The organism is Inquilinus sp. OTU3971 (assembly GCF_038440215.1).
In genome coordinates this window covers 1-5,543 of the sequence record NZ_JASATH010000311.1, presented here as the reverse complement: position 1 = coordinate 5,543, position 5,543 = coordinate 1, and the positions used below count along the sequence as shown (strand labels likewise).

At 68.4% G+C, this 5,543-nt stretch carries 4 protein-coding genes; 2 read left to right on the top strand and 2 right to left on the bottom strand.

The window, feature by feature from the left end; all coding sequences use genetic code 11:
• Positions 1-324: 324 nt before the first annotated feature.
• Positions 325-1,512 carry an MFS transporter gene (locus AAHM41_RS38530; RefSeq protein WP_342241930.1) on the top strand — a complete coding sequence of 396 codons (1,188 nt, stop codon included), beginning with the start codon at positions 325-327 and terminating at the stop codon, positions 1,510-1,512.
• Here the strand turns inward: AAHM41_RS38530 and AAHM41_RS38525 are convergent.
• Together AAHM41_RS38525 and AAHM41_RS38520 are read right to left on the bottom strand one after the other, a co-directional pair.
• On the bottom strand, positions 1,499-1,786 hold the full coding sequence (locus tag AAHM41_RS38525) for a MoaD/ThiS family protein (RefSeq protein ID WP_342241929.1): 288 nt from the start codon (positions 1,784-1,786) through the stop codon (positions 1,499-1,501). The genes AAHM41_RS38530 and AAHM41_RS38525 overlap by 14 nt on opposite strands.
• A gap of 3 nt (positions 1,787-1,789) precedes the next feature.
• On the bottom strand, positions 1,790-2,872 hold the full coding sequence (locus AAHM41_RS38520; protein ID WP_342241928.1) for a WD40/YVTN/BNR-like repeat-containing protein: 1,083 nt from the start codon (positions 2,870-2,872) through the stop codon (positions 1,790-1,792).
• Positions 2,873-3,120: 248 nt separating this feature from the next.
• Between AAHM41_RS38520 and AAHM41_RS38515 the strand changes: the two genes are divergently transcribed.
• Positions 3,121-5,508: a hypothetical protein gene (locus AAHM41_RS38515; protein WP_342241927.1), complete on the top strand. Its 2,388-nt coding sequence runs from the start codon at positions 3,121-3,123 to the stop codon at positions 5,506-5,508.
• Positions 5,509-5,543: the final 35 nt, after the last annotated feature.

The following is a 5,543-nucleotide window of genomic DNA, read 5'->3' as shown; positions in this document are numbered from 1 at the left end:
ACAGACACGACCGCAACGAATTGAAGCGAATTGTAGCATGTCGTTCTGACTCATCCTTCATTGGGAATAGCCGCATTCCGCCAATCCGGTCGCGCGCGAATTCCTGGCGAAGGTCGCCTTTGGGTCGTCTCCCGCCATTTCCCGTGGGTGCCAAGCGTCAGACTTCCACCACTAGTATCGGAAAGAGAGTCCCGCTTTCGCGGGAATGACGACGAAGGGACGGACTGCTGTTCCGACAAGACGCCACTGGCGCCTGAATATCTTATTCAGCCACCCTCCCCCGCTCCTTCGCTACGATCGCCCGGTTCTGAATACGGAGTGATCATGTCGTCCCGCGGATCCTGGCTGGCGATCCTGGTGATCTATGCCGCCGGTGTGGCCGCGGCGGCGCAGCTCGGCAAGCTGTCGGCGCTGTTGCCGCCGATGCAGCACGACCTCGGCCTCGACCTCACCGTCGCCGCGCTGCTGGTGTCGCTGCTGGAGATCGGCGGCGCCACGCTGGGACTGTTCGCCGGGGTGGTGATCAGCCGCGTCGGCGCCCGTCGCGCCCTGCTGGCCGGGCTGCTGCTGATGGCGATCGCCGCCGCCGGCATGGCCGCCACCTCGGCCGTCGCCGGGCTGTTCCTGTGGCGCATCGTCGAGGCCGTGGCCTATCTCGCCGTGGCGGTCGCCGCCCCGACCCTGACCATCGCCACGGCATCCGCGGCGCAGCGGTCGACTGCGCTGGCGTTGTGGAGCACCTTCTTCCCGGTCGGCTTCGCCACAGGCAGCATCCTGGCCGGCCTGGGCGTCGAGGTCGCGCCCTGGCGCTGGGTGCTGCTGGGCAGCGCCGCGCTGACCGCCCTGCTGCTGCTGCCGTCCTGGCGCCTGCCGACGCCGCCCGAGGCAGCGCCGCGCCGGGCTGATGGCGCCCGTCCCACCCGGGCGCCGCTCGGTGCCTGGCTGATGGCGATCGGCTTCGCCTGTTACACCACCTTCGAGGTCGGCCTCCTGGCGGTGATGCCGGCCTATTTCACCGGCCAGCGCGGCGTCTCGGCCTCGACCGCCGGGCTGATCACCGGCGCGGCCGCCTTCGCCTCGGTGCTGGGCGGCCTGGCCGCGGCCTGGTGGATGCGGCGCGACCGGCCGCTCGGCGGCTTCACCGCGTTCGGCGTCGCCGTACCGGCGCTGCTGCTGTTCGCCGTGTTCACCCCGTCGCAGGGATCCTGGCTCTGGCCGGCCGTGGCGGCGACGCTGCTGAACGCGATCTCAGGCGCCGTGCCGGCCGTGGTCTTCGCCCGCCTGCCGGACGCGGTCGGCCCCGGCGGCGACATGGCGACCGCGAACGGCCTGCTGGCCCAGGGCGGCGCCTCCGGGTCGCTGCTGGGCCCACCGCTGCTGGCCGCCGCGGCGAGCCATCTCGGCTGGCCGGCGGCGGCCGGCGCCGGCCTCGTCGCCTCGGCGCTGTGCCTGCTGCTGCTCGCTTTGGCGCAGCGCGGCCATGACGGCGTGGCGGCGGTCAGCCGCCGCTGATCGCGGTCAGCACGAACATCTCCGCCCCCGGCTCCAGCTTCGTCTCCAGCTTGGCCTTCCGGCCGTCGACGAAGATGTTGATGTGCCGGCGGATCGCCGGGCTGGAGTCGCGGATGCGGTCGCCCATCCCCGGCCAGCGCTGGTTCAGCCCGTCGATCGCCTCGGCCACGGTGCCGGCGCGCAGCTCGACCCGCGGCGGCGCGCCCGGGAACAGGATGGTCAGCACCGTCGGCAGCCGCACCAGCACGGCCTCCTTTGTTCGCGGCTCGGCCATCGCTCAGCAGTCGACCACCAGGGTCTCGACCGACAGGATCGAGGGCAGATGCTGGGCGATGCAATCCCAGCTCTCGCCCTCGTCGGCGCTGGCGAACAGGGCGCCGCCCGAGGTGCCGAAATACACCCCGGCCGGGTCCAGCCGGTCGGTCGCCATGGCCTGGCGCAGCACGCCGAAATAGGCATTCTCCTGCGGCAGCCCGCGGCGCAGATCCTGCCAGCTGGCACCGCCGTCGCGGGTGCGCCAGACCGCGGCCCTGCCGTCCGGCACGAAGCGGCCCTTGATGTCGCCGTTGAGCGGCAGCAGGAACAGCGTGTCCGCGTCGCGCGGATGGGCCGCGGCCGGGAAGCCGAAGCTGGAGGGCAGCCCCGCCTCGATGCTGTCCCAGCGCCGGCCGCCGTCGTCGCTGCGGTACATGCCGCAATGATTCTGCTGGTACAGCCGCTCCGTCTTGCCCGGCGCCATCACCAGGCAGTGCACGCATTGCCCGAACTCCGGATAGCGCTGGTCCTCGGGCATGAAATCGGCGCGGGTGCCGCGGTTGCGGGTCTCCCAGGTCTCGCCGCCATCGGCGGTGTGGAACACCCCGGCAGCGGAGATGCCGACCCAGATCTTGCCCGGGTCGTCCGGATGCAGCACCAGCGAATGCAGGATCAGCCCGGCGCCGCCAGGGCTCCATTCCGGCCGGGTCGGATGCCGCTGCAGCCCCTCGACATGGCTCCAGGACTGGCCGCCATCGTCGCTGTGGAACAGGCCGGCCGGCTGCACGCCGGCATATACGCGCCCGTTGCGCACGCACAGGCTCCACACCGCCTTGATCGGCTCCTGCCCCTCGGCATAGGCCAGCCCGTCGCTGGAATGGGTCCAGGTCTCGCCGAGATCGGTCGATTTCCAGACCGCCGGGCCGAACCATTCATTGCCGCCGGCGCCGTAGATCGTGCCGGAGGCCGGGTCGGCGACGACATGGTTGATCGGCCAGGTCTCGCAGAACGGCCCCCGCAGCCGCCACGACCGCCGCGCCGGGTCGCTCTCGGCGATGAACGCGCCCTTCTTGGTCCCGACCAGGATCAGGATTCGCTGTGCCATGCTCGTGTCTCCCTCGCCCCGCCGGACCGATTGTTGGTTTGGTCCGGCGGATCCCATATTTAACTTTTCAGTTAAGTTATGGCAGGGCGGGGCCGCTGTCAAACCGGGCGAGCGTTCCCGGCGGCCGTGGCGAAAGGCCGACCATGCGCCGGGCTTATGGCCGGATCAGAGCATCGCATGGGGCCCGGCCCGACCCAGCCTTTATCCTTGCGGGCAAATGCACTGGCTTCCGCCGAGGAGACCCGAGGATGAGTGACGTCGGTATTTCAGCGCTCCAGGAAGGGCCGCTGTCGATCCCCATGGAAGATCGTGGCAGCCGGGCCTCCGTACAGGACCGCGATCTCGAGACCGGAGTTCCGCCGATCCCTGCGAATCTGGTCGGATGGCTGGTCGAGGCAACAGACATCGACGCCGCATTGGCCGCGTCGTTCGCCGACTCGCCGGCCGTTGTCGCCGCCGTGCTGGGCGCGGCGCAAAGCCAGTCCCAGACGGCGTACACCACCATGATCGAGCGGCGCAGTCCGGGAACGCTGGGCCAGTTGAACAGTGCGCTGCGATGGACCTCGGCCTACACCGATGTGACGCATTCGCCCGAGCTCAGGGATCTGATGCGCCGCATCGAATTGCCGGCGAACATCGGAGCGGAGGACCATCAGCGCCTGCTCGATGCCATCCGGGACACCTTCCAAGCGCTGGCGCAGAAGGCCAACGATCTCGAACGCCCACCCTACGGAAATCAGGCCGATCTCGATTTCATCAAGGACAAGATAGCCCGCGAAAGCCAGGCGCTGATCCGGAGCACCGGTGCGGTGGCGTACGGAGAGACCGGCAAGGACCGGTGGGGCAAGGTTGCCCTCACCGCCGCGACGCTCACCATCACGGCCGCCCCCTTCGCCTACGCGTATTATTCGAATCCGACGGCTTGGTTCTATATCCTCGGACTGTCCGGGGCCTATCTCCGGACGGCGCTGCTCGCCCTGGGGATGATGGGCGCCGCCGGCACCACGAACCGGGCGATCTGGCAGCACGTGAATGAGCGCCAGTTGATCTGGGCGTTGCCCGCCCTGTTCTATTCCGCCCAGCAGTACATCATCGCCAATGCCAACGACAATCCGGGGGACGAGAAGGCGGTGGACATGGGCCACACCGCCAAGGAGATCATCGAGCACAAGGCCTTCCTGACCGGCGTGGGGGCGATCGAGTTCGCGCTCTTCGTCGCCGCGAACCACCCGGACAAGGCGGCCGCCCTTTGGCGGAAACTGAAGCCCAAAAACCAGGGTTCCCGGTTCGCGCGAGGCGACACGATGGCCGTCGCCAATGAGCAAACCGAAGAGGACATCCGGAAGTACTTCAAGGCCGGCAGCAAACTCATCGGGATCCTGAACACGATCGGCGACGACTGGGTCGAGAAGGGCGAACGGATGTCCGACACGCAGAGACAGGCCATGAAGGCCATGCGGGTCGATCTGGCGCAGTTGGCCGGCACGCTCGAAGCGGTGGTCGGCGGCATCACGACCGACCCCGATGCCGCCCAGGACGATCAGGCGGACGACCGGAATGAGCACAGCCTGGTCCGGCGCATGGCACAGGCACCGGTGGATTGGGGGAAAGCTGCGTTGAACCTGCCCCAGACCATGCGGGAGATGCCGCTCGAAGAGAAAAAGAAGCTCGTCGTCGGCGTGCTGCTGTCGTTGATCGGTGGGATTCTGGGCGCCATCTCCTCCCTGGCCGCCATCAGGGTCGTGGCTCTGCTGACGGACTACATCCCCTATTACATAGCCACGGTCCTGCTTCTGATCCTCATGACGATGGACGGAGCCTACTCGACATCCGACGTCGCGCGGACATTCGGCTCGTATTTCGGGGGAACCATCATCGGGCTCATCCCCTCGATCATGAACCTGATCAGCCTGTTCGTCACGCAGGAGGGCTTCTTCGACATCGTTGCCCACAACAGCACGCTGGGCCTGCCCGCCAATGCCACCTTCGCGCCCGGGCATCCGAGCCTGGAGCTCACGGAACACGCAAACATCCATGGCGCGGACGGCCGGATCAATTTCGGGGTGATGACGGCCGTCACCATGCTCGCGATGCTGGCGGTCGGCGGCAGGCTTGGCGACGATATCGCGAAGAAGATCATCGCCAGCCTCGAGGCGTCCACGAGCAATGACGGCGACGATTCCGGCAGCAGCCAGCGGGATGACGACGACCGGGACGATGGCGGCGACCGGGATGACCGGGACGACCGCGACGAGGATCGTCCCAGGGATGAGGAAGAGCGCGAGGAGGATGAAGGCCGCCGGCGCTCGGGTGAGGTCGGCTCGACGAGCGGAGATCAGGAGGGCGGCAGCGGCGCGCCGGAAACGGCGCTGGCCGGGCTCAAGAAGCTCGGAGCATCGGTTTCCCGCGAAGACGTCGACAAGATCACCAAGGCGACAGCGGCATTCAACAAGGCCAAGGATCTCGCCCTGAGCCTGAAGCCCGAAGGGCTGACATTCGATCCCGCCAATCCTCCGCCGGGCACCCCGGACAAGGAGATCGAGGAGGCAGCGGTGCTGGCCTCCCGGTGGGAGAAGGCGTTCGAGGCAGCCCTGAAGGCGGAATCGAGCAGCAAGGCCGGGCCGAGCACGGAGTAAGGCTGCGGGGGGGGGGGGGGGGGGGGGCCGCCCCC

What these genes read in the sequence shown, in the direction of transcription:
- AAHM41_RS38530 (WP_342241930.1), top strand. Translation starts at nt 325, where the DNA reads ATGTCGTCCCGCGGATCCTGGCTGGCGATCCTGGTGATCTATGCCGCC.
- AAHM41_RS38525 (WP_342241929.1), bottom strand. Translation starts at nt 1,786, where the DNA reads ATGGCCGAGCCGCGAACAAAGGAGGCCGTGCTGGTGCGGCTGCCGACG.
- AAHM41_RS38520 (WP_342241928.1), bottom strand. Translation starts at nt 2,872, where the DNA reads ATGGCACAGCGAATCCTGATCCTGGTCGGGACCAAGAAGGGCGCGTTC.
- AAHM41_RS38515 (WP_342241927.1), top strand. Translation starts at nt 3,121, where the DNA reads ATGAGTGACGTCGGTATTTCAGCGCTCCAGGAAGGGCCGCTGTCGATC.